The sequence below is a fragment of the Pseudomonas sp. GM41(2012) genome (genome assembly GCF_000282315.2).
Lineage (GTDB): Bacteria > Pseudomonadota > Gammaproteobacteria > Pseudomonadales > Pseudomonadaceae > Aquipseudomonas.
In genome coordinates this window covers 548,658-568,552 of sequence record NZ_AKJN02000008.1, presented here as the reverse complement: position 1 = coordinate 568,552, position 19,895 = coordinate 548,658, and the positions used below count along the sequence as shown (strand labels likewise).

At 59.6% G+C, this 19,895-nt stretch carries 20 protein-coding genes and 1 pseudogene; 6 read left to right on the top strand and 15 right to left on the bottom strand.

Annotation, left to right across the window (positions count from 1 at the left end):
• Positions 1-14: 14 nt before the first annotated feature.
• From PMI27_RS05710 to PMI27_RS05730, 5 genes are all read right to left on the bottom strand, one after another.
• Positions 15-551, bottom strand: a complete 537-nt coding sequence (locus PMI27_RS05710; protein WP_008148649.1) for a C40 family peptidase — start codon at positions 549-551, stop codon at positions 15-17.
• Between the two features lie 164 nt (positions 552-715).
• The gene (locus PMI27_RS05715) at positions 716-1,363 is read right to left on the bottom strand and encodes a C40 family peptidase (RefSeq protein ID WP_008148647.1); all 648 of its coding nucleotides are present in this window, start codon (positions 1,361-1,363) and stop codon (positions 716-718) included.
• 227 nt (positions 1,364-1,590) lie between these two features.
• A complete protein-coding gene (hda, locus tag PMI27_RS05720; protein ID WP_008148645.1) occupies positions 1,591-2,295 on the bottom strand; it encodes a DnaA regulatory inactivator Hda in 705 nt (234 codons plus the stop codon).
• Positions 2,296-2,525: 230 nt separating this feature from the next.
• Complete coding sequence (locus tag PMI27_RS05725) at positions 2,526-3,599, bottom strand: AI-2E family transporter (RefSeq protein ID WP_008148643.1); 1,074 nt, start codon at positions 3,597-3,599, stop codon at positions 2,526-2,528.
• A 38-nt stretch (positions 3,600-3,637) separates the two neighbouring features.
• Positions 3,638-4,699 (bottom strand): DUF2066 domain-containing protein, encoded by a 1,062-nt coding sequence (locus PMI27_RS05730; RefSeq protein ID WP_008148641.1) that lies wholly within the window; start codon positions 4,697-4,699, stop codon positions 3,638-3,640.
• Positions 4,700-5,081: 382 nt separating this feature from the next.
• On the opposite strand from PMI27_RS05730, the gene purM reads away from it, so the two are divergent.
• The 3 genes from purM to PMI27_RS05745 are packed head-to-tail and all read left to right on the top strand — an operon-like array spanning position 5,082 to position 7,512.
• A complete protein-coding gene (gene purM / locus PMI27_RS05735; protein ID WP_008148639.1) occupies positions 5,082-6,140 on the top strand; it encodes a phosphoribosylformylglycinamidine cyclo-ligase in 1,059 nt (352 codons plus the stop codon).
• On the top strand, positions 6,140-6,790 hold the full coding sequence (gene purN / locus PMI27_RS05740; protein ID WP_008148637.1) for a phosphoribosylglycinamide formyltransferase: 651 nt from the start codon (positions 6,140-6,142) through the stop codon (positions 6,788-6,790). Before purM ends, purN begins: the two co-directional genes overlap by 1 nt.
• 8 nt (positions 6,791-6,798) lie before the next feature.
• Positions 6,799-7,512: a DUF3108 domain-containing protein gene (locus PMI27_RS05745; protein WP_008148635.1), complete on the top strand. Its 714-nt coding sequence runs from the start codon at positions 6,799-6,801 to the stop codon at positions 7,510-7,512.
• 63 nt (positions 7,513-7,575) lie between these two features.
• Here PMI27_RS05745 and PMI27_RS05750 read toward each other — a convergent pair whose 3' ends face one another.
• From PMI27_RS05750 to PMI27_RS05760, 3 genes are all read right to left on the bottom strand, one after another.
• Entirely contained in the window at positions 7,576-8,754 is a 1,179-nt protein-coding gene (locus PMI27_RS05750; protein ID WP_008148631.1) for a cystathionine gamma-synthase, read from the bottom strand.
• Positions 8,751-10,127 carry a pyridoxal-phosphate dependent enzyme gene (locus tag PMI27_RS05755; protein ID WP_008148628.1) on the bottom strand — a complete coding sequence of 459 codons (1,377 nt, stop codon included), beginning with the start codon at positions 10,125-10,127 and terminating at the stop codon, positions 8,751-8,753. Before PMI27_RS05755 ends, PMI27_RS05750 begins: the two co-directional genes overlap by 4 nt.
• 169 nt (positions 10,128-10,296) lie before the next feature.
• Positions 10,297-11,922 carry a methyl-accepting chemotaxis protein gene (locus tag PMI27_RS05760; protein WP_008148626.1) on the bottom strand — a complete coding sequence of 542 codons (1,626 nt, stop codon included), beginning with the start codon at positions 11,920-11,922 and terminating at the stop codon, positions 10,297-10,299.
• Positions 11,923-12,174: 252 nt separating this feature from the next.
• Here PMI27_RS05760 and PMI27_RS05765 point away from each other — a divergent pair, with 252 nt between their 5' ends.
• Positions 12,175-12,591: an OsmC family protein gene (locus PMI27_RS05765; protein WP_008148624.1), complete on the top strand. Its 417-nt coding sequence runs from the start codon at positions 12,175-12,177 to the stop codon at positions 12,589-12,591.
• Between the two features lie 61 nt (positions 12,592-12,652).
• Positions 12,653-13,513 carry a pirin family protein gene (locus tag PMI27_RS05770; RefSeq protein ID WP_008148622.1) on the top strand — a complete coding sequence of 287 codons (861 nt, stop codon included), beginning with the start codon at positions 12,653-12,655 and terminating at the stop codon, positions 13,511-13,513.
• Positions 13,514-13,646: 133 nt separating this feature from the next.
• On the opposite strand, the pseudogene PMI27_RS30735 reads toward PMI27_RS05770, so the two are convergent.
• The 4 genes and pseudogenes from PMI27_RS30735 to PMI27_RS05785 all read right to left on the bottom strand — a co-directional run.
• Positions 13,647-13,787 (bottom strand): annotated as a pseudogene (locus PMI27_RS30735) (dienelactone hydrolase family protein); the annotation flags it as partial.
• Positions 13,788-13,828: 41 nt separating this feature from the next.
• The gene (gene htpG / locus PMI27_RS05775) at positions 13,829-15,733 is read right to left on the bottom strand and encodes a molecular chaperone HtpG (protein WP_008148620.1); all 1,905 of its coding nucleotides are present in this window, start codon (positions 15,731-15,733) and stop codon (positions 13,829-13,831) included.
• A 96-nt stretch (positions 15,734-15,829) separates the two neighbouring features.
• Positions 15,830-16,267, bottom strand: coding sequence for a PaaI family thioesterase (locus PMI27_RS05780; RefSeq protein WP_008148618.1), 438 nt, complete (start codon positions 16,265-16,267; stop codon positions 15,830-15,832).
• Positions 16,264-16,740: a PaaI family thioesterase gene (locus tag PMI27_RS05785; RefSeq protein WP_008148616.1), complete on the bottom strand. Its 477-nt coding sequence runs from the start codon at positions 16,738-16,740 to the stop codon at positions 16,264-16,266. The genes PMI27_RS05780 and PMI27_RS05785 overlap by 4 nt, the downstream gene beginning before the upstream one ends.
• Before the next feature lie 159 nt (positions 16,741-16,899).
• On the opposite strand from PMI27_RS05785, the gene PMI27_RS05790 reads away from it, so the two are divergent.
• On the top strand, positions 16,900-17,133 hold the full coding sequence (locus tag PMI27_RS05790; RefSeq protein ID WP_008148614.1) for a hypothetical protein: 234 nt from the start codon (positions 16,900-16,902) through the stop codon (positions 17,131-17,133).
• Positions 17,134-17,207: 74 nt separating this feature from the next.
• On the opposite strand, the gene PMI27_RS05795 is transcribed toward PMI27_RS05790, so the two are convergent.
• The 3 genes from PMI27_RS05795 to brnQ form a co-directional block, all read right to left on the bottom strand.
• Positions 17,208-17,609, bottom strand: a complete 402-nt coding sequence (locus PMI27_RS05795) for an MAPEG family protein (protein WP_008148612.1) — start codon at positions 17,607-17,609, stop codon at positions 17,208-17,210.
• Positions 17,609-18,346: a DUF599 domain-containing protein gene (locus tag PMI27_RS05800; RefSeq protein ID WP_008148609.1), complete on the bottom strand. Its 738-nt coding sequence runs from the start codon at positions 18,344-18,346 to the stop codon at positions 17,609-17,611. The genes PMI27_RS05795 and PMI27_RS05800 overlap by 1 nt, the downstream gene beginning before the upstream one ends.
• Positions 18,347-18,572: 226 nt before the next feature.
• Complete coding sequence (gene brnQ, locus PMI27_RS05805) at positions 18,573-19,886, bottom strand: branched-chain amino acid transport system II carrier protein (RefSeq protein WP_008148607.1); 1,314 nt, start codon at positions 19,884-19,886, stop codon at positions 18,573-18,575.
• Positions 19,887-19,895 lie beyond the last annotated feature (9 nt).

The window sequence follows — 19,895 nt, the reverse complement described above, 5'->3', positions numbered from 1 at the left end:
ACAACCTCTGCCATTTAGGGATTGCGCGCCAAGTGCTCAGGTTGCAAGACGCGCTTGGCGCTCAGATAGGCTTTTTGCCAGTAAGCTTTGGACAAGCTGTCGAGCTTCACCGTGCCGCCGGTGGCCGGCGCATGGACGAAGCGACCTTCGCCGACGTAGATCCCGGCATGACTGACTTGAGAACCGCCATTGGTGGCGAAGAAGATCAGGTCACCGGTTTGCAGGCCTTCCTTGCCCACGCTGGCCGCCTGCATGCCGATCATCTCGCGTGTGGTACGCGGCAGAGAAATGCCGGCGACGTCACGGTAGACATAACCGATCAGCCCGCTGCAATCGAAACCCGAATCCGGCGTGTTGCCACCCCAACGATACGGCGTGCCCACCAGGCCGAGCGCGCGGAACAAGACGTCTTCCGCCTCAGGGGAGAATGCCTGGGAGGAACTGAAAATAATGGGTGCGCGAACCACCGGCGCAGGTGGCGGTGTACGGCTGGCGCAGGCGCTGAGCAGCGCTGCGAAGAACATGATTGCGAGGCGGGCCGACATCGACATATGCAGAGCATCCTGATCTGGCTGCGGCTTTTTCTGCAGGGGGCGCAGAAAAGAAAACCGCCTGCGCAGGACGCAGGCGGTTTGCCATCAATAATAGATCGGATTCTAGCTGCTACGTGGCAAACTTCAAGTAAGACTTTAAGTTCACCTTACAAAAAGTCCGCTTACTTGCGCGCCGTGACGATCGGGGCCGCAGTCGGTGCCATCGCGAGTGCGCGCTTGGCTTCGATGAAGGTCTTGCTCCAGTAGCTGTCGCCCAGGCTATCGATCCGGACACCACCACTACGGCGGCTGCTGGAATGGATGAACTGGTTGTCACCCAGGTAGATCCCGGCGTGACTGACGCGGCCGCGACGGCCATTGGTGGCGAAAAACAGCAAGTCGCCAGGCTCCAGCTTGCTGCGAGAAACCAGCGGAGCGTCGAGGTTGATCATTTCGCGGGTGGAGCGTGGCAGGTTCACGCCGGCTTCTTCACGAAACAGGTAACCGATGAAGCCGCTGCAATCAAAGCCAGCCTCGGAGGTGCCGCCGAAACGGTAACGGGTACCGATCAGGGACATGCCGCGTTCGAGGATGCTGTCGGCCAGAACCGGAAGCTGGTACGACTTGCCGCCGGCGAAGTCTGCCAGTTCTTTTTCGGTGGCCGCCTCTTCCTGGAAAAGAGCTTGCTGATAAAGCACGGAAGATTGGGCGGTAGCAGAGTTTTTAACCTGCTGTTGTTGCTCTTGCTGGGACACTGGAGAGTGAGCAGCGCAACCGAACAACAGGGTGACGAGTGCGAGAGGCACGAGGGGTGCAAAGCGATTTAGCATGGGCACGACCGTGGCTGATAGTTCTAAAGAAGCCGAGACTATGCCTACTATCAACCTCATTTGCAAATTCAATCGAACTTTATGTGACTTCTTGGTTTCGCGTTTACATCTAAGCGCTTAAGCCCGTTTTAGACGTTCGCGCAGCCTGCAGCCCTGTAGGAAAGCGGAATTCTTGACGCCTGAAAGATGCCGAAACCCGCTAGGGCCTTGGCTTTACCAGGCTTTTGTTACCAGCCAAGCGTTTCTTTCAGAAAGGGAATGGTCAGCTTGCGTTGAGCTTGAAGGGAAGCCTGATCGAGACGCTCAAGCAGCTCGAAAAGCGCACTCATGCTGCGCGTACCGCGGGTCAAAATGAAATGCCCGACTTCATCGGTCAGGTGCAGGCCGCGACGAGAGGCGCGCAGTTGCAAGGCACGCAACTTGTCTTCGTCGGAGAGCGGACGCATCTGAAAGATCAGTGCCAACGTCAGACGGGATTTGAGGTCCGCCAGCTTCACCGGCAGTTCACGCGGGGATGTCGATGCAGCGATCAGCAGGCGTCGACCGCTGTCACGCAGACGGTTGAACAGATGGAACAACGCCTCTTCCCAATCCGCTCGACCGGCCACCGCCTGCAAATCATCCAGGCAGACCAGTTCGTACTGTTCGAGGTTGTCGAGGATGGCGATGCCGCGATCAAGCAGTTCGGCCAACGGCAAATACACCGCCGGCTCCCCCAGTTGCTCGAAGCGCAGGCAGGCCGCCTGCAACAAGTGCGTACGCCCTACCCCGTCCTTGCCCCAGAGATAAATCAGGCTTTCGGTCCACCCGGCGTCGGCTTCGCATAGCCGCTCGACATAGCCGAGTGCAGCGGCATTGGCGCCTGGATAGTAATTGATAAAGGTAGCGTCATCACGCAGACGCACACCTAGGGGCAGCTGAATCGGTTTCATGCTGACTGAACAGTTCCAAAGGAACCGTTAGTGGCCTCTGTGTAAAGTTTGCGAAGTTTATACCCGTGAGGCGGGTCGCACAATGCGACAGACCACAAGCAAAATCAAAGGTTTGCGTTAACACCCTGGTTTTATGCCAGTTTCTTTGGCGGCGCATGTGACAGCCGCGCAAGGGAGGCGGGCCAACCTGGCATGGAACCAGGCCACCCGTTACCAACCACCAACGAACCTTAGCGTTCAGACTCGTCGGCACCGCCGTAGATATCCGAATCTTTATACAAATCATGCACATGGCGCACCAGCACCATGATCACCGCCGCCACCGGCAGCGCCAGCAGCACACCGGTAAAACCGAACAGCTCGCCCCCGGCCAGAATCGCGAAGATCACCGCCACCGGGTGCAGACCGATCCGGTCCCCCACCAACAATGGCGTCAGCACCATGCCTTCCAGCGCCTGACCCACCATGAACACCGCGACGATTCCGATCATGGGATACAGATCGCCACCGAACTGGAACAGACCGGCAATCAAGGCTGCACCGATCCCGATAACGAACCCCATGTACGGCACGATCGCCGCCAGACCGGCAATCATCCCAATCAACAGCCCCAGCTCCAGCCCAACCAACATCAGGCCGGCCGCGTAGATCACGCCCAACGCCACCATCACCAACAACTGCCCGCGCACGAATGCACCCAGCACTTCATGGCATTCACCCGCCAGGATCACAACGCGCTCTTCGCGATCACGGGGCAGCAGACCGCGGATCTTGGCCATCATCAGGTCCCAGTCCCGCAGCAGATAGAAACTCACCACCGGGATCAGCACCAGATTCGCCAACCAACCGATCAGCGCCAGCCCGGAAGCCGTCGCCTGACTCAGCACGACCCCGACAATGTCAGTGGTCTGGCCCATGTGCTCGCTGATTGCTGCCTTGAGCTTGTCGAATTTCCAGAAATTATCCGAGAGTCCGAATTTCGATTGCGCCCACGGCAGTGCGGTGTGCTGCAACCAGTCGAGCATCTGCGGCGCCAATTCGTACAAGCGAAACAGCTGCTTGGCGAGCATCGGCACCAACACCAGCAGCAAGGTCGTGAAGATCAAGGTGAACAACGCAAACACCGCCACCACGCCCCACGTCCGAGACAGACCGGCCTTCTCCAGCCGATCCACCAATGGATCGAACAGATAAGCCAACAGCAGCGCCACCAGAAACGGCGTCAGGATCGGATGCAACAGCCAGACAAACGCGCAGAGCAGGATCACCCCACCCAACCAGAACCAACGCCGCGTATCGGCCATGTACAACTCCATATGCATCTATATAAAGAAAGAAAAACTTACCAGCGGAAACGCAACTGCGGCATCGGTGCCGGCGTGGGCGCTAGGGCCGGTGTCGAACCGGCGGCAGCAGGTTGAACGGGGGCGGTGGGGGCTGGCGCCTCACCTGCTGGAACTTCCTGCAACCTGGCCAGCGACAATTGCGCCTTCAACTGTTCGGCGCTGCCATTGACCCGATAGAGAATCCGGTCGCCGTCGACACTTTGCAGGCGCGCACCAAACGGTTCCAGCAAACGTCCAAGCGTCGCGTAGTGTTCCAGGTTCATGCCCTGCACTTCGAGCAATTGTTCGCCCGAAGCACCCGGCTTGACGACAAACCGCGGTGCCAGCCGCTCACTGACCGCCAGCATCACCGCATCGGCCACCGCGGCCTGATCCGCGCCCTGCACGCTGCCCGCCTCCTTCTTGTCGCCGAGCCACAAATGCCACTTGGCCTGCCACTGTCCGCCCTCTTCACGAGCATGCACCGCGAGCAAGGCGTCAGCGTTGTAACGCTCCGATGCCCCGCGCAGTGGCGTCGCGTCCGTACCTTCCAGATTCGGTGCAGTGGCGACGATCTGCTCACTCAGATCGGCCAGCGGCAGGCGCAGCGGCAGACCACGGTGTTGCGCTGCTCGACGCAGCGGTGCAGCACTGGCCTGGCCATCACCGACCAGACTTGAACCCTCGGTGGAATCGTTCAACCACCAGCCGAGGATCGAAGGCCGGTTCGCCCCCCACAACGACAGCCCGGCACGGCGCAACGCTTGCTCGGTGGTGGCCGGGTCGAAATCGACCTTCAGCACTTCCGGCGGGCCGGCGTCAAAGCCGTACTGACTGATGATTTGCTGCGGGTCCTTGCGCAGTGCCGCCAACCCCGGACTTTGCGCAGCCTTGGGATCGCCGGTCAGACGCAACACCAGCGTATCCAGCGCTTGCTGGGTCGCTTGATCACGCACTTCCGGGGTTTGCCCACTGACAGGCTGGCGCACCTGATACAGGTTTTTGACGGTTTCGGCATGACTCGCCAGGCTGACCAATGACATACAGCCCGCAAACAAAAATCTAGAAAAAAAACGCATGGAGGATTCCTGACGACAAGAGCGGCTGGAACAGGCCGCGTGAACCGGATTGAGCAAGGCTGTGACCACGCCCCCCAGCAAAACATTCACCTGACCCTGGTAAGTTTTTGCACTGTCATAACGATAGACGGTTAATAGCGATACCTTATACAGCCATGAAGGATGCGGCCAACACGGGCAATGAAGGTTTTTTTAAGCGGATATGCCCCTGCCGTCGGCGTGAGGATGGCCGCTGCCCCTCAAGCCTGATAAAATCGCGCGCCTTCGCAGACCGGCAACAGCCGGGCACCCTGAAATTCGCGGATGGCAATCGCCTTCGTCAGTTTCGGTGGTCCCACTGGACTCGGTCGTTACCCCTGAATCCCCCCTAAAGGCCTGGATCATGAGCAAGCAACCCTCCCTGAGCTACAAGGACGCCGGTGTAGACATCGACGCCGGTGAAGCATTGGTCGAACGCATCAAGAGCGTCGCCAAGCGCACTGCGCGCCCGGAAGTCATGGGCGGCCTGGGCGGTTTCGGCGCCCTCTGCGAAATCCCGGCCGGCTACAAGCAGCCCGTGCTGGTTTCCGGCACTGACGGCGTCGGCACCAAGCTGCGCCTGGCACTGAACCTGAACAAGCACGACAGCATCGGCATCGACCTGGTTGCCATGTGCGTAAACGACCTGGTGGTCTGCGGCGCCGAGCCGCTGTTCTTCCTCGACTACTACGCCACCGGCAAACTCAACGTCGAAACCGCGACCCAGGTCGTGACCGGCATTGGCGCTGGCTGTGAATTGTCCGGCTGCTCGCTGGTTGGCGGCGAAACCGCTGAAATGCCTGGCATGTACGAAGGCGAAGACTACGACCTGGCCGGCTTCTGCGTCGGCGTCGTGGAAAAATCCGAAATCATCGACGGTTCCAAAGTCGCTGCCGGCGATGCCCTGCTCGCCCTGCCGTCTTCCGGCCCGCACTCCAATGGCTACTCGCTGATCCGCAAGATCATCGAAGTGTCCGGTGCCGACATCGAAAACATCCAGCTCGACGGCAAACCGCTGACCGACCTGCTGATGGCTCCGACCCGTATCTACGTGAAGCCGCTGCTCAAGCTGATCAAGGAAACCGGCGCCGTCAAAGCCATGGCCCACATCACCGGTGGTGGCCTGCTGGACAACATCCCGCGCGTTCTGCCAAAAGGCGCACAAGCGGTGGTTGACGTCGCGAGCTGGACCCGTCCTGCCGTGTTCGACTGGCTGCAAGAGAAAGGCAACGTCGACGAAAACGAAATGCACCGCGTGCTGAACTGCGGCGTGGGCATGGTCATCTGCGTTGCTCAAGAGCACGTCGAAACCGCCCTGAACGTCCTGCGCGAAGCCGGCGAGCAGCCTTGGGTCATCGGTCAGATCTCCACCGCTGCCGAAGGCGCGGCTCAGGTTGAACTGAAGAACCTCAAGGCTCATTGATGTCCCAGACCTGTGATGTGGTGGTGCTGTTGTCCGGCACCGGCAGTAACTTGCAGGCCTTGATCGACAGCACGCGGACCGGCGACAGCCCGGCCCGCATCGCTGCGGTGATTTCCAACCGCGCCGACGCCTACGGCCTGCAACGCGCCAGGGACGCGGGTATCGACACCCGCACCCTGGATCACAAGGCTTTCGAAGGCCGCGAGGCCTTCGATGCCGCGCTGATCGAGCAGATCGACGCGTTCAACCCCAAACTCGTGGTACTGGCCGGTTTCATGCGCATTCTCAGCGCTGACTTCGTGCGCCACTACGCGGGTCGCCTGCTCAACATCCATCCTTCGCTGCTACCCAAATACAAAGGGTTACACACCCATCAGCGCGCGCTGGAAGCCGGCGACACCGAGCACGGCTGTTCCGTGCACTTCGTCACCGAGGAACTCGATGGCGGACCACTGGTCGTACAGGCAGTAATACCGGTAGAGTTGCACGATTCGCCGCAGAGTCTGGCGCAGCGAGTTCATACACAGGAACACCTGATCTACCCGTTGGCTGTACGCTGGTTTGCCGAAGGTCGTTTATCACTCGGCGAACAAGGTGCTTTACTGGATGGAAAGTTACTCGCGGCCAGCGGCCACTTGATTCGAACCTAGGAGATTTTATGCGTCGTGCCCTGCTCTTCGCTTGCGCTCTGCTCGCACTGCCATTTGCGCAGGCTGCAGAACTTCAACCTTTCTCCGCCAGCTATACCGCTGACTGGAAGCAGTTGCCCATGAGCGGCACCGCTGAACGAAGCCTGACCAAGCAAGCCAACGGCGCCTGGAAGCTCAGCTTCAAGGCCTCGATGATGATCGCCAGCCTGACCGAAGAAAGCACCCTGACGCTGGACAAGGACACCATGCTGCCGCAGTCCTACCACTTCGAACGTGGCGGCCTGGGTAAAGCCAAGAAGGCTGACCTGGATTTCGACTGGACCAACAAAATGGTCACCGGCACCGATCGTGGTGACCCGGTCAAGATCCCGCTCAACCGCGGCATGGTCGACAAATCCACTTATCAGCTCGCCTTGCAGCACGACGTGGCCGCTGGCAAGAAAAGCATGAGCTATCAAGTCGTCGACGATGGTGAAGTCGATACCTATGATTTCCGCGTGCTGGGTTCGGAAAAGGTCGACACCAAGGCTGGCCAGATCGATGCGATCAAGGTCGAGCGCGTGCGCGACCCGACGCAAAGCAAGCGCATCACCGTCCTGTGGTTCGCCAAGGACTGGGATTACCTGCTGGTTCGTCTGCAACAGGTTGAAACCGACGGCAAGGAGTACAACATCATGCTCCTCGACGGTACGGTCAACGGCAAGGCTGTCAAAGGCAGCTGATCCGGCTCGACACAAAAATCCGGAATCCGATAAGGGTTCCGGATTTTTTTTGCCTGCTGATATTCAGATCCGCGCCAGCGCCTGTGCCAGGTCATCGCGCAGGTCTTCGACATCCTCGACCCCCACGGACAACCGCACCAACGCATCGCCGATGCCGAGTTGCGCACGGGTGTCTGCGGGGATGCTGGCGTGGGTCATGATCGCCGGGTGCTCGATCAGGCTTTCCACCCCGCCCAGGCTCTCGGCCAAGGCGAAGATCCGCACACTCTCGAGGAAGCGCGTGGCACCGGCCAGGTCGCAGTTCAGGTCGAGAGATATCATCCCGCCGAAACCGCGCATCTGCCGCTGCGCCAGTGCGTGCTGCGGGTGCGACGGCAGGCCCGGATAATAGACGCGCTCCACCTGCGGTTGACGCTCCAGCCATTGCGCCAGGTCCAGCGCGTTGTTGCAGTGGCGCTCCATGCGCAGCGCCAGGGTCTTCACGCCGCGCAGGGTGAGGAAAGCGTCGAACGGCCCGGCGATCGCGCCTACCGAGTTCTGCAGGAAGCCCAGACGCTCCGCCAGGTCTGCGTTTTGTCCGACCACTGCGATGCCGCCGATCACGTCGGAGTGGCCGTTCAGGTACTTGGTGGTCGAGTGCAGCACGATGTCGAAGCCCTGCTCCAGCGGGCGTTGTATCCACGGGCTGGCAAAGGTGTTGTCGGCAACACAAATGATGCCTCGCGAGCGACAGATGCGCGCGACGGCGGCGAGGTCCGTCAGACTCAGCAAGGGATTGCTTGGCGTCTCGACCCAAACCATTTTCGTGTCGGGCTGCAGTGCCGCTTCGAACCCCTCCAGGTCAGTCAGATCGACGAAGCTGAAGCGATGCCCGGCGCTGCGTTTGCGCACCTTGTCGAACAGCCGAAAGGTGCCGCCGTACAAATCATTGCCGGAGACGATGTGCGAGCCCGCGTCGAGCAGTTCGAGCACGGTGGAGATCGCCGCCAGCCCGGAGGCGAACGCGAAGGCCTGGGTGCCGCTTTCGAGGTCCGCGACACAACGCTCCAGCGCAAAGCGCGTCGGGTTGTGCGAGCGCCCGTAGTCGAAGCCCTTGTGCACACCGGGACTCTGCTGCAAATAGGTGGAGTTGGCGTAAATCGGCGGCATCAGCGCCCCGGTGGTAGGGTCGGGCGTTTGCCCGGCATGGATCACACGGGTGGCGAAGGCACGTGGCACAGCGTTTTCATCGTGTTGACTCATCTAAGGGATCTCCGTAGGTGAATAAGCATGTCGACTCGAGTAATCAAGCCGTAGAAGCCCGAAGCGTCGGCGATGATCGCCACCAGCCCACGGTCGAGCTCCGCCCGAAGTTCAGCCAGACTGGCACTTGGAGGCAGGGTTTGCAGCTGATCGGTCATCGCGCTGGCCACGCTCGCGCGAAAGTGCGAAGCATCTTCTTGCATGCCCAGCAGAATGTCGGACTCGTCGATCACGCCGACCAACCGCTGCCCGCCCTCCAGCACCGGCAGTTGCGACACATCCGCCAGGCGCATGCGCTGGAACGCGGTGAGCAGCGTATCGTCCGGGCCCACGCTGATCACCCGGCCATCCTCGAAGCGCCGCGAGATCAGGTCGCGCAGATCACCGTAATGTTTGTACTGCAACAGGCCCTGATCGTTCATCCACTGGTCGTTGTAGACCTTCGACAGATAGCGCGTGCCGGTGTCGCAGACGAAGCTCACGACCCGCTTCGGCTCGGTCTGCTCGCGGCAGTAACGTAGCGCCGCCGCCAGCAGTGTGCCGGTCGAAGAGCCGCCGAGTATGCCTTCGGCGCGCAACAGTTGGCGGGCATGATCGAAGCTTTCCTCGTCGCTGATCGAGTAGGCGTGGCGCACGCTGGACAGGTCGGCAATCGACGGAATGAAGTCCTCGCCGATGCCCTCCACCGCCCAGGAGCCGGGCGTATTCATGGTGCCGCTGCGGCTGTATTCGGCCATCACCGAACCGACCGGGTCGGCCAGCACCATGACCAGCTCCGGTTGCACGCGGCGGAAGAAACGAGTCAGACCGGTCAGCGTACCGGCCGAGCCAACGCCGACGACGATCGCGTCCACGTCATGCTGAGTTTGCGCCCAGATCTCCGGCGCGGTGCTGCACTCGTGGGCCAGCGGGTTGGCCGGGTTGTTGAATTGATCGGCGAAGAAAGCGTCGGGGATTTCCAGCGCCAGCCGCGCCGCAACGTCCTGGTAGTAATCGGGATGGCCCTTGCCGACGTCGGAGCGGGTGATGTGCACCTCGGCGCCCATCGCCTTGAGGTGCAAGACCTTCTCGGTGGACATCTTGTCCGGCACCACCAACACCACTCGGTAACCCTTGGCACGGCCGACCAGGGCCAGGCCAAGGCCGGTGTTGCCGGCGGTGGCCTCGACGATGGTGCCGCCGGGTCGCAGGCTGCCATCGCGCTCGGCGGCGTCGATCATCGCCAGGCCGATGCGATCCTTGATCGAGCCGCCGGGGTTCTGCGATTCGAGCTTGAGGAACAGCGTGCACGGGCCGGTATCGAAACGGCTGACGCGCACCAGCGGCGTATTGCCGATCAGTTCGAGCACGGCGGGTCGGGAGTCGGTGGGCATGTCGTCACCTCGCTACGCAAATCAGCACTGGATGGACAGCAACCGACGGCGAGTCATCGCGCGCCAGTCGCAAGTAAAGCATCGCTTGGACCATAGGCCGGGATGGCGCCACCCGCAACCTTGCACAGCCAGCCGGTAGCGTCGCCGGAACGACAAAACCGCTCGGCGTTCAGACCGAGAACCGCGCCACCATCGTATTCAGATCGACCGCCAACCGAGACAGCTCCTGGCTCGCGGCACTGGTTTGATTCGCCCCGGCCGACGTCTGCAACGCAAGATCGCGAATGTTCATCAGGTTGCGATCCACCTCGCGCGCGACAGCCGCTTGTTCCTCTGAGGCGCTGGCGATCACCAGGTTGCGCTCATTGATCAGGGTAAACGCCGTGGCGATTTCCTCCAGCGCCGTGCCCGCGGCTTTCGCCACTTCCAGGGTCGAACGCGCACGCGTGTTGCTCTGCTGCATCGAGCTGACTGCGGCATCGGTGCCTTTCTGGATGCCGGAGATCATCTGCTCGATTTCCTGGGTCGATTGCTGCGTCCGGTGCGCCAGCGCCCGCACTTCATCGGCCACCACCGCAAATCCGCGCCCGGCACTCCCGGCCCGCGCCGCTTCGATGGCCGCGTTCAGGGCCAGCAAGTTCGTCTGCTCGGCAATCGAGCGAATCACCTCCAGGACTTTGCTGATGCCATAAACTTTCTGCGCCAGGTCCTCGACCTGGGTCGCATTGGCCGTGACATCATCGGCCAGGGACTCGATGGACAACACGGTCTGATGCACCTGCTCACGACCGTGCTGGGCGATCCGGTCGGACTCCCGAGACGCTTCGGACGTCGCCACCGCATTGCTCGCGACCTCCTCCACCGCTGCGGTCATCTGATTCACCGCCGTGGCGGCCTGGTCGATTTCCAGGCTCTGCTGATGCAGGCCCCGGGTGGCCTCTTCGGTCACACAACTGAGCTCTTCCGAGGCCGAGGCCAATTGGCTGGATGAGTCGGAAATACGCCGCAGGGTTTCGCGCAAACTCCCCTGCATGCTCTTGAGGGCGTGCAACAGCCGCGCCGGCTCGTCCTTGCCGCTGATGCTGATATCACCGGTGAGATCGCCGCCAGCCACCCCTTCAGCCACCTTCAACGATTGGGAGAGCGGCACGACGATGCTGCGGGTCAGCAGCAGCGCCAGGCCGATGGTCATCAGCGCCGTCACGCCGATCATCACCCCGACCCCGACCCGCGAACGGCTGAACACCTGGCGCCCCGCCTCCGTCGCCAGGTTAGCGTTGTGCTTGTTCAGTTCGACCAATGCCTTGAGGGTGGCGGCGATTTCATCAGCCAACGGACTCATCTCGCCATTGAGGATGGCGGCCGCCTCTTCCACTCGTCCCTGAGCAGACAGCGTCATCACCTGAGTCTGGAACTGCAGGTAGTGTTGCTCCGAGGCTTTGAAGCGATCGAACAGCACACGCTCTTCAGGCAGCACGATCAGCACGTCATAGCGCTGCTGAGGCTCACCCAGGATGCCTTTGAGCTCGTTGAGTTTGCTGACGTTTTGCGCCAGCGCCTGCGGGTCCCGATTGATCAGCAGGCGCATGGTCAATGCCCGCAGCCGCAGCATGTCCTGATTCATCTCCCCAACCGCCATCACGCTGGGCAGCCAGTTGTCGTCGACCTGATCGGACTGCGCGCGCATGTTCGACATTTGCAGCAGGGCGAACGCCCCCAATCCAAACACCATCAACGCCAGCAGGCCGAAACCCAGGCCCGCGCGCGGCGCAATATTCAGACTTCTGATACTCATTGCTCTGGTTCCTTCCAAAAGCGCTGCATCAACCCTGCAGCGGGTTGCTTAAGAAGGTATCGGCCCGGGGAAATTTTGCGTAAGACGAAAACGTGATATCAAAACGCCTCAACTGCTTCGATCACCGGGCGGTAACGATTCAGCGCTCGGGAACGGGCGAGCAAGAAAGTGGAACGCGTAACAGGCGGAATGCTCTATACCTTCAAGGTCTTTTTTGATCGAATGACTTTTCCTGTTGCCTGCGAGGTTCCCATGACTGTCACCGTCAATACCGTTTCCGCCGAAGGTTTTCGTCACAGCGTACAGATCGATGACCATCAACTCTTTGCCGACGTACCGACACTCGCCGGCGGCGAAGGCTCGGCGCCCGAGCCACACGATTACTTCGACGCGGCCCTGGGTGCCTGCAAAGCCCTGACCCTGAAGATGTACGCGAAGAAGAAAGGCATCCCGCTGACTGGTGTCACCGTCGAAGTCAAACGTGACAACAGTGAAGAGCAGAAAGGTAAATATGCCCTCCACGTCAAACTGACACTCAAAGGTGTGCTCACCGATGCTCAGCGCGACGAACTGCACCGCGTGGCCGACCGTTGCCCGGTCCACAAGTTGATGACCACCACCGACGTCAGCATCGAAACGCACCTGTCTGAAGGTGCCTTCAGCCAATAGCGGCAAGGGCTGCGCAAGCGGGTTATGCTCCACGCATTACCCGCTCAGCCTGGAATGCAGCATGAACACTCCGCTCGTGATCCGTCCCCGCGCCGAAGATGTCGAAGGCCAACCCATTCTTCGCCCACTGCCGTCAGCCAAATGCCGCAGCGTCGGGCCTTTCGTGTTTTTCGACCACATGCTCGAAACCCGTTATGAAGCGGGAAAAGGCATGAACATCCGTCAGCATCCGCACATTGGTCTGTCGACCCTCACGTACTTGTTCGAAGGAAAAATCCAGCACAAGGACAGCCTCGGCTCCGACCAGGTGGTGGACGCCGGTGATGTCAGCTGGATGACGGCGGGCAGCGCGATTGCCCACGTTGAACGCACGCCTGAGGCGTTGAAAGACAGCGGCTTCACGATGCACGGTTTGCAGATTTGGCTGGCCTCACCGAAAGATAAAGAGCACGGCCCCGGACACTACAGCCACCATCCAGCGGCCACGCTGCCGGTCAGCGATAACCTGGGGGTGAAGATCCGGATGATTGCCGGGTCAGGCTTTTGCCTGGAGTCACCGGTCCCGGTGCTTTCTCCTACCTTGTATGCCGAATTGAACCTGCAAACGGCGACCACCTTGCTGATTCCTACCGAGCATGAAGAGCGGGCGTTGTATGTGCTGGACGGCGAGGTGCAACTGGATGGCGAGCTGATAGAACCGCATTCGCTGGTGGTGTTGCCGGTCGGGGAAGAGATGACACTGTTCGCTGAAAGCGACTGTCATGCCGTGCTGTTTGGTGGTGCGCCGCTGGATGGGCCGCGGCGGATCAACTGGAACTTCGTGGCGAGCGATCCGGCGTTGATCGATGAAGCGCGGCGACGCTGGGCCGCCGGGGATTGGCCGATGGTGCCGGGGGAAAGTGAGCGGATCGAATTGCCTTAAGATATTTAGCGCCAGTTAAACCGCTTTCGCGAGCAAGCCCGCTCCCACAGTGGACCGCGATCCCATGTGGGAGCGGGCTTGCTCGCGAAGACGGCGGCACTGAAACCAACGATGTCAGATCAAAAACCAGCTATCAGCCTTTAAAAACTTCATCCAGCAGATTGTGCATCGAGGCAAACGCACGACTTGCCGTCTTCGCGTCATACATCATCATGCCCGGCACATTGGCGTGCGGATCGGTGAAGGAATGCACCGCGCCGCCGTAGCTCAGCAGAATAAAAAAAACCCGCCGAAGCGGGTTTTTGTACAACGCAGTTAAACCGACAGTTCAACCAGCAGCTTGTTGAGACGGCGCACGTAGGCGGCCGGGTCTTTCAGGCTGTCGCCGGCGGCCAGGGCCGCCTGATCGAAGAGAATGTGCGACAGGTCGCCGAAGCGCTCGTCGCTCTGCTCGTTGTCGAGCTTCTCGATCAGCGGGTGAGCCGGGTTGAATTCGAAGATCGGCTTCGAATCCGGAACCTTCTGACCGCTGGCTTCGAGGATCTGACGCATCTGCATGCCCAGGTCCTGCTCGCCGATGGCCAGAATCGCCGGGGAGTCGGTCAGACGGTGGGAAACCCGCACTTCAGCAACGGAGTCGCCCAGTGCAGTTTTCAGACGCTCAACCAGACCTTCTTTGGACTTGGCGACTTCTTCCGCAGCTTTCTTGTCTTCTTCCGAATCCAGGTTGCCCAGGTCCAGATCACCGCGCGCCACGTCGACAAAGCTCTTGCCGTCGAAGTCGCTGAGGTAGCTCATCAGCCACTCGTCGATGCGGTCGGTCAGCAGCAGCACTTCGATGCCTTTCTTGCGGAAGACTTCCAGGTGCGGGCTGTTCTTGACTTGCGCGTAGGTTTCGCCGGTCAGGTAGTAGATCTTGTCCTGACCTTCCTTGGCGCGAGCCAGGTATTCGGCCAGACCTACCACTTGCTCGCCTTCATCACCGTTGGTCGATGCGAAACGCAGCAGGCCAGCGATTTTCTCTTTGTTGGCGAAGTCTTCTGCCGGGCCTTCTTTCATGACCTGGCCAAAGTTTTTCCAGAAGCTCTTGTATTGCTCAGGCTCGTTCTTCGCCAGCTTTTCCAGCATGTCGAGAACGCGCTTGGTCAGCGCCGACTTCATGGAATCGATGATCGGGTCTTTCTGCAGGATTTCCCGCGACACGTTCAGCGACAGGTCGTTGGAATCGACCACGCCTTTGATGAAACGCAGGTACAGCGGCAGGAACGACTCTGCCTGATCCATCACGAACACGCGCTGTACGTACAGCTTCAGGCCTTTCGGCGCTTCACGCTGGTACAGATCGAATGGAGCACGGGCCGGCACGTAGAGCAGCGAGCTGTATTCGAGCTTGCCTTCGACCTTGTTGTGGCTCCAGCTCAGCGGGTTTTCGAAGTCGTGAGCGACGTGTTTGTAGAACTCCTGGTATTCCTCGTCCTTGATCTCGGTACGCGGACGGGTCCACAGGGCGCTGGCGCGGTTGACGGTTTCCCATTCAACGGCCGGTTGCTCTTCGCCTTCGACGGCTGCCACTTCTTTCGGCAACTCGATCGGCAGAGCGATGTGGTCGGAGTACTTCTTGATGATGTTGCGCAGACGCCAGCCATCGGCGAATTCGTCTTCACCGGACTTCAGGTGCAGGACGATGCGAGTGCCGCGCTCGGCTTTATCAACGGTGGCAACTTCAAAATCGCCTTCACCTTTGGACGACCAGTGCACGCCTTCGCTGGCAGCAGCACCGGCACGACGGCTGAACACATCGACTTTATCGGCGACGATGAATGCAGAGTAGAAACCCACACCGAATTGACCGATCAGGTGCGAATCTTTTTTCTGATCACCGGAGAGATGTTTCATGAAATCGGCAGTGCCGGATTTGGCGATGGTACCCAGGTGGGTGATCGCATCTTCACGGCTCATACCGATGCCGTTGTCTTCGAGGGTGACGGTTTTAGCGTCCTTGTCGAAGCTCACACGGATTTTCAGTTCGGCGCCACCTTCCAGCAACTCAGGCTTGGACAGGGCTTCGAAACGTAATTTGTCGACAGCGTCAGAGGCGTTCGAGATCAATTCGCGAAGGAAAATTTCCTTGTTGGAATACAGCGAATGGATCATGAGGTGCAGCAGTTGCTTCACCTCGGTCTGGAAGCCCAGGGTTTCCTTTTGAGTTTCCACACTCATGGTCATCAAACTCCAATCAGATGGCAGTGGCCGCGACCTGAAGGGTCGGCGGCGGGTTGTCATCAAAGTTGGGGGCTGAGTTCAGGATTTCAAGGGCTATTCAATTTTGAAATGGGCACGGGCCGTGGCAATCGGTTCGGCTTCAGTGCTTTGCCAGGCCGTAATCGCAACGTTCGCCACCCGGCGGCCCTGCCGGCAAACCTGGCATCTGGCCCAGGTGTCGCGAAACTGCCCGGCGCGCAGATAGTCGAGGGAGAAATCGATGATCTTCGGCACACCCGGTGAACCGGTGAAAATCAGCAGGTGCAGCGCTGCGGACAATTCCATGAACCCGGCGATCACGCCACCATGAATCGCCGGTAATAAAGGGTTACCAATGTTGTCCTTGTTCGCCGGCAAGCGAAACAGCAGATCATCCCCCACCCGCGAACATTCGACGCCGATCAGTTTGGCGTAAGGAATCAGGTGCAGCAGCGAGGCATAATCGCCCTGCTCATGTGCCAGCTGAAGTTGTTCCTTGAAGGAATCGGTCATTTCGCACCTCCGGCGATGACGCCGCCAAAGCCTTTGGTGCCCTTGATGGCTTTGCCCATGCGCATGAAGGTGCCCACCACATGGGCGATGGGCTGCTCGGGGTCGTCCTGGTAGGCGAAACCGCGAGCAAAGATCACATCCGTGGTCACCCGGTAGCACTGGGCAAAACCGTAGACATCTTTATGCGGCTCGGCGGCGTGCATGTAGTCGATGCGCAGGTCGAGGGTCGGACAAACTTCGAACTCGGGCAGCACGCAGAGGGTGGACATACCGCAGGCCGTGTCCATCAGCGAGGTCAGCGCCCCGCCATGAATCACGCCGGTTTGCGGATTGCCAACAATTTGAGGGCTGTACGGCAGGATCACTGTCAGGCCTTCGCTGCTGGCGCTGTGAACCCGCAGCCCAAGTACCTGACAATGTCGCAGCGCCGATAGAAATCGTGTTGCGCGCTCAAAAACGGGGATTTCGGACATTTTGATAAAACTCTTCTTAGTGTTCAGCCAACGTACCAGGCGTTTTTAGTAAAAGTTCCCGTCGGAATAAACTTATATATCTGTATGAATTGAGGAACTTAACGCGATGGGCTGCGCTCGAAAGGCCAAGTAGATATTTTCCATAAGGAGAAACACCCCATGCGTAAGACTTTAGCTATTGCCTTGATGTTGACCGCTTCCCTCGGTCTCGCAGCCTGCGATAAAAAATCCGAGGACAAAGCTCAAGAAGCCACCAAACATGCTGAGCAAGCTCAACAAGACATGAGCAAAGCTCAGGATAAAGTGAACGACGCGGCGAAAGAAAACGCCGAAGCCGCCAAAGCTCAGGCTGAATCGGATGCAGCGGCAGCAAAAGAAGCACCTAAAAACTAAAACAGTTTTTAGCGTGATAAAGAAAACCCGCCAAGTGCGGGTTTTCTTTTGCGTGGTTTTTTACAAAGCAGGTGTTACAGAAAAATAGTTTTAAAAGTCGGACTAATCATCAGCAACAACGAACACACTAGTCCGACGAACCATACCAGGCTCCGCTGCCAGGCCAGATCAACCCAATAGCACAGCAAATAAATGACTCGCGTAATCACGAAGATGATTGCCAGCAAGTCGATCAGCCATCCCGCCGTCTGCGTGGTGTGCGCCATCAACACTCCCACCGCGAACAGAATGAACGCCTCAAAACAGTTTTGATGAGCCGCCAACGCACGGGCACCAAAGCCTGTCAGCTGCGTTTGTTGCTGGCGCGGCAAATGGTTGTCGTAACCACCCTGCTCGCTCATCGCCCTGGCGACTGGAATCCTCGCCACATAAATCAGCAGTGCGCTGATAAATACACACCAGAACGGAATACTCATCAAACAGCCTCTTTAATCGCCTCGGGCAATGGCGCCTCTGTAGGTGTATAGACCATCACGTCGAGAACGTCGGAATGAAACTCCCGGCGATACAACACCAGCACCACGCCGGCACTCATCAACATGAACAACCACGGGCTGACGAACCAGGCCAGCATGGTCATGCCGAAGTAGTAGGAGCGCAGTCCGAAGTTGAACTGGTTGGCAGCCATGGAAATAACGCGGGCCGCCCGGGCAGCAAAGGCTTTGCGCTCTTGTTCAGAAACGTGACGTTCACCGACCATAGGCGCCGAGCCCACCAGAATGGCCGCAAAGTTGTACTGGCGCATGCACCAGCTGAACGTAAAGAACGCATAGACAAACACCAGCGCCAGGCACAGCAACTTGATCTCGGACATTCCTTGAGAGGCCTGCTGCACCATCGGGATATCCGCCAATAACGATACTGCCCTTTCGGAGGCTCCGAGCACCGTGAGAATGCCGGCCAGGATAATCAGTGTGCTGGAGGCGAAGAACGAGGCGTTGCGCTCCAGGTTACCGATCACGCTGGCGTCAGCGATGCGGTTGTCGCGCAACAGCATGCGGCGCATCCAGTCTTCGCGATAAAGGTGCAGCACGCTGGCCAGGCACGCGGTGTCGCGGCCCTTCCACGTCGCATAACGGGTGTAGCCGCCCCAGCAGATAGCGAACCAGAGCGCGGCGAGGATGTGGATCATGTTGGCGTGGATGAACGACATGCAATTCCTTGTGAGACGTTGATTAAACCCGTAGGAGCAAGGCTTGCCCGCGATGGCATCCTGGAGATCATCATCGCGGGCAAGCCTTGCTCCTACAAGTGAGATATTCGACGTTAGCTCAAGGAAAAAGACACTGCACCCCCTCCAAAAAAAATGCCCCGTATCGATTGATACGGGGCATTTCCATGGGTGCTCGAGGCCCGCTTATGGCGGGCCATGAAGCGGCTTAAGCCAGTGCTTCTTCGCGTTTGCCCAGCAGGCGATCGCAAACCACCGCAACGACCAGGGTCATGACCGACGGCACCAGCCAGGCCAGGCCTTGCTCGCTTAGCGGCAGGTGGGACAACTGAGTCGGCATCCAGTCCGCCAGACCCGCGCCCTTGAGGGCGTCGATCAAACCGAAGATGAACGACACCAGCATCACCGGACCGACGATTCGGCCCTGCTCATGCCAGAAGTCCTTGCAGAAGCTCAGGGCGACCAGGGCGATGCACGGCGGGTAGATCGCGGTCAGCACCGGGATCGAGAACGCAATCAGCTTGGTCAGGCCCAGGTTGGACACAAACAGCGAGAACACCGCCAGGATGATGACCAACGTCTTGTAGGAAAGCGGCAGCACACGGCTGAAGTATTCGGCGCAAGCGCAGGTCAGACCCACCGCCGTTACCAGACAGGCCAGGGAGATCAGCACCGCCAGAAAACCGCTACCCAGAGAGCCGAAGGTGTGCTGCACGTAAGCGTGCAACACCGCCGCGCCGTTGGTGGCACCCGCGGCCACTTCATGGCTGCCCGAACCGAGACGGAACAGGCTGACGTAAACCAGCGCCAGGCCCACGCCGGCAATCAGCCCGGCGATGATCGCGTAACGGGTAATCAACACCGGCGACTCGACGCCACGGGAACGGATTGCGTTGACGATGACAATGCCGAACACCAGCGCGCCCAAGGTATCCATGGTCAGGTAACCATTGATGAAGCCTTGGGAGAACGGCGCCGCCACGTATTCAGGAGTGGCCACGCCGATATCACCGGCCGGCAATGCAAACGCGGCGATGCCGAGCGCGGCCAGGGCGATGATCTTCAGTGGCGCGAGGAAACGTCCTACGGTATCCAGCAGCCGGCCCGGATAGAGCGAGATGAAGAACACCAGCAGGAAGTACACCGAGCTGTAGAGGAACAGCGCCAGCGGGCTCTCGCCGGTCAGCGGCGCCAAGCCGACTTCGAATGACACGGTGGCGGTGCGCGGTGTCGCGAACAGCGGGCCGACAGCGAGGTAGCACGCGGCCGCCAACAGGCCACCGGCGACTTTCCCGATCGGGCTGCTCAAGGCATCCATGGCGCCACCGACCTTGGCCAGGGCAACGACGGTGATTACCGGCAGACCGACCGCGGTGATCAGAAAGCCCAGCGCCGCCATCCAGACATTTGGACCGGACTGCAGACCGACGATAGGCGGGAAGATGATGTTGCCAGCCCCGACAAACAGGGCAAACGTCATAAAACCAAGTGCCAGGATGTCCTGGCCTTTCAACACTTTCATTAAGGAAAT

Coding starts and splice junctions, on each gene's coding strand:
- PMI27_RS05710 (WP_008148649.1), bottom strand. CDS start 551: ATGTCGATGTCGGCCCGCCTCGCAATCATGTTCTTCGCAGCGCTGCTC.
- PMI27_RS05715 (WP_008148647.1), bottom strand. CDS start 1,363: ATGCTAAATCGCTTTGCACCCCTCGTGCCTCTCGCACTCGTCACCCTG.
- hda (WP_008148645.1), bottom strand. CDS start 2,295: ATGAAACCGATTCAGCTGCCCCTAGGTGTGCGTCTGCGTGATGACGCT.
- PMI27_RS05725 (WP_008148643.1), bottom strand. CDS start 3,599: ATGGCCGATACGCGGCGTTGGTTCTGGTTGGGTGGGGTGATCCTGCTC.
- PMI27_RS05730 (WP_008148641.1), bottom strand. CDS start 4,699: ATGCGTTTTTTTTCTAGATTTTTGTTTGCGGGCTGTATGTCATTGGTC.
- purM (WP_008148639.1), top strand. CDS start 5,082: ATGAGCAAGCAACCCTCCCTGAGCTACAAGGACGCCGGTGTAGACATC.
- purN (WP_008148637.1), top strand. CDS start 6,140: ATGTCCCAGACCTGTGATGTGGTGGTGCTGTTGTCCGGCACCGGCAGT.
- PMI27_RS05745 (WP_008148635.1), top strand. CDS start 6,799: ATGCGTCGTGCCCTGCTCTTCGCTTGCGCTCTGCTCGCACTGCCATTT.
- PMI27_RS05750 (WP_008148631.1), bottom strand. CDS start 8,754: ATGAGTCAACACGATGAAAACGCTGTGCCACGTGCCTTCGCCACCCGT.
- PMI27_RS05755 (WP_008148628.1), bottom strand. CDS start 10,127: ATGCCCACCGACTCCCGACCCGCCGTGCTCGAACTGATCGGCAATACG.
- PMI27_RS05760 (WP_008148626.1), bottom strand. CDS start 11,922: ATGAGTATCAGAAGTCTGAATATTGCGCCGCGCGCGGGCCTGGGTTTC.
- PMI27_RS05765 (WP_008148624.1), top strand. CDS start 12,175: ATGACTGTCACCGTCAATACCGTTTCCGCCGAAGGTTTTCGTCACAGC.
- PMI27_RS05770 (WP_008148622.1), top strand. CDS start 12,653: ATGAACACTCCGCTCGTGATCCGTCCCCGCGCCGAAGATGTCGAAGGC.
- htpG (WP_008148620.1), bottom strand. CDS start 15,733: ATGAGTGTGGAAACTCAAAAGGAAACCCTGGGCTTCCAGACCGAGGTG.
- PMI27_RS05780 (WP_008148618.1), bottom strand. CDS start 16,267: ATGACCGATTCCTTCAAGGAACAACTTCAGCTGGCACATGAGCAGGGC.
- PMI27_RS05785 (WP_008148616.1), bottom strand. CDS start 16,740: ATGTCCGAAATCCCCGTTTTTGAGCGCGCAACACGATTTCTATCGGCG.
- PMI27_RS05790 (WP_008148614.1), top strand. CDS start 16,900: ATGCGTAAGACTTTAGCTATTGCCTTGATGTTGACCGCTTCCCTCGGT.
- PMI27_RS05795 (WP_008148612.1), bottom strand. CDS start 17,609: ATGAGTATTCCGTTCTGGTGTGTATTTATCAGCGCACTGCTGATTTAT.
- PMI27_RS05800 (WP_008148609.1), bottom strand. CDS start 18,346: ATGTCGTTCATCCACGCCAACATGATCCACATCCTCGCCGCGCTCTGG.
- brnQ (WP_008148607.1), bottom strand. CDS start 19,886: ATGAAAGTGTTGAAAGGCCAGGACATCCTGGCACTTGGTTTTATGACG.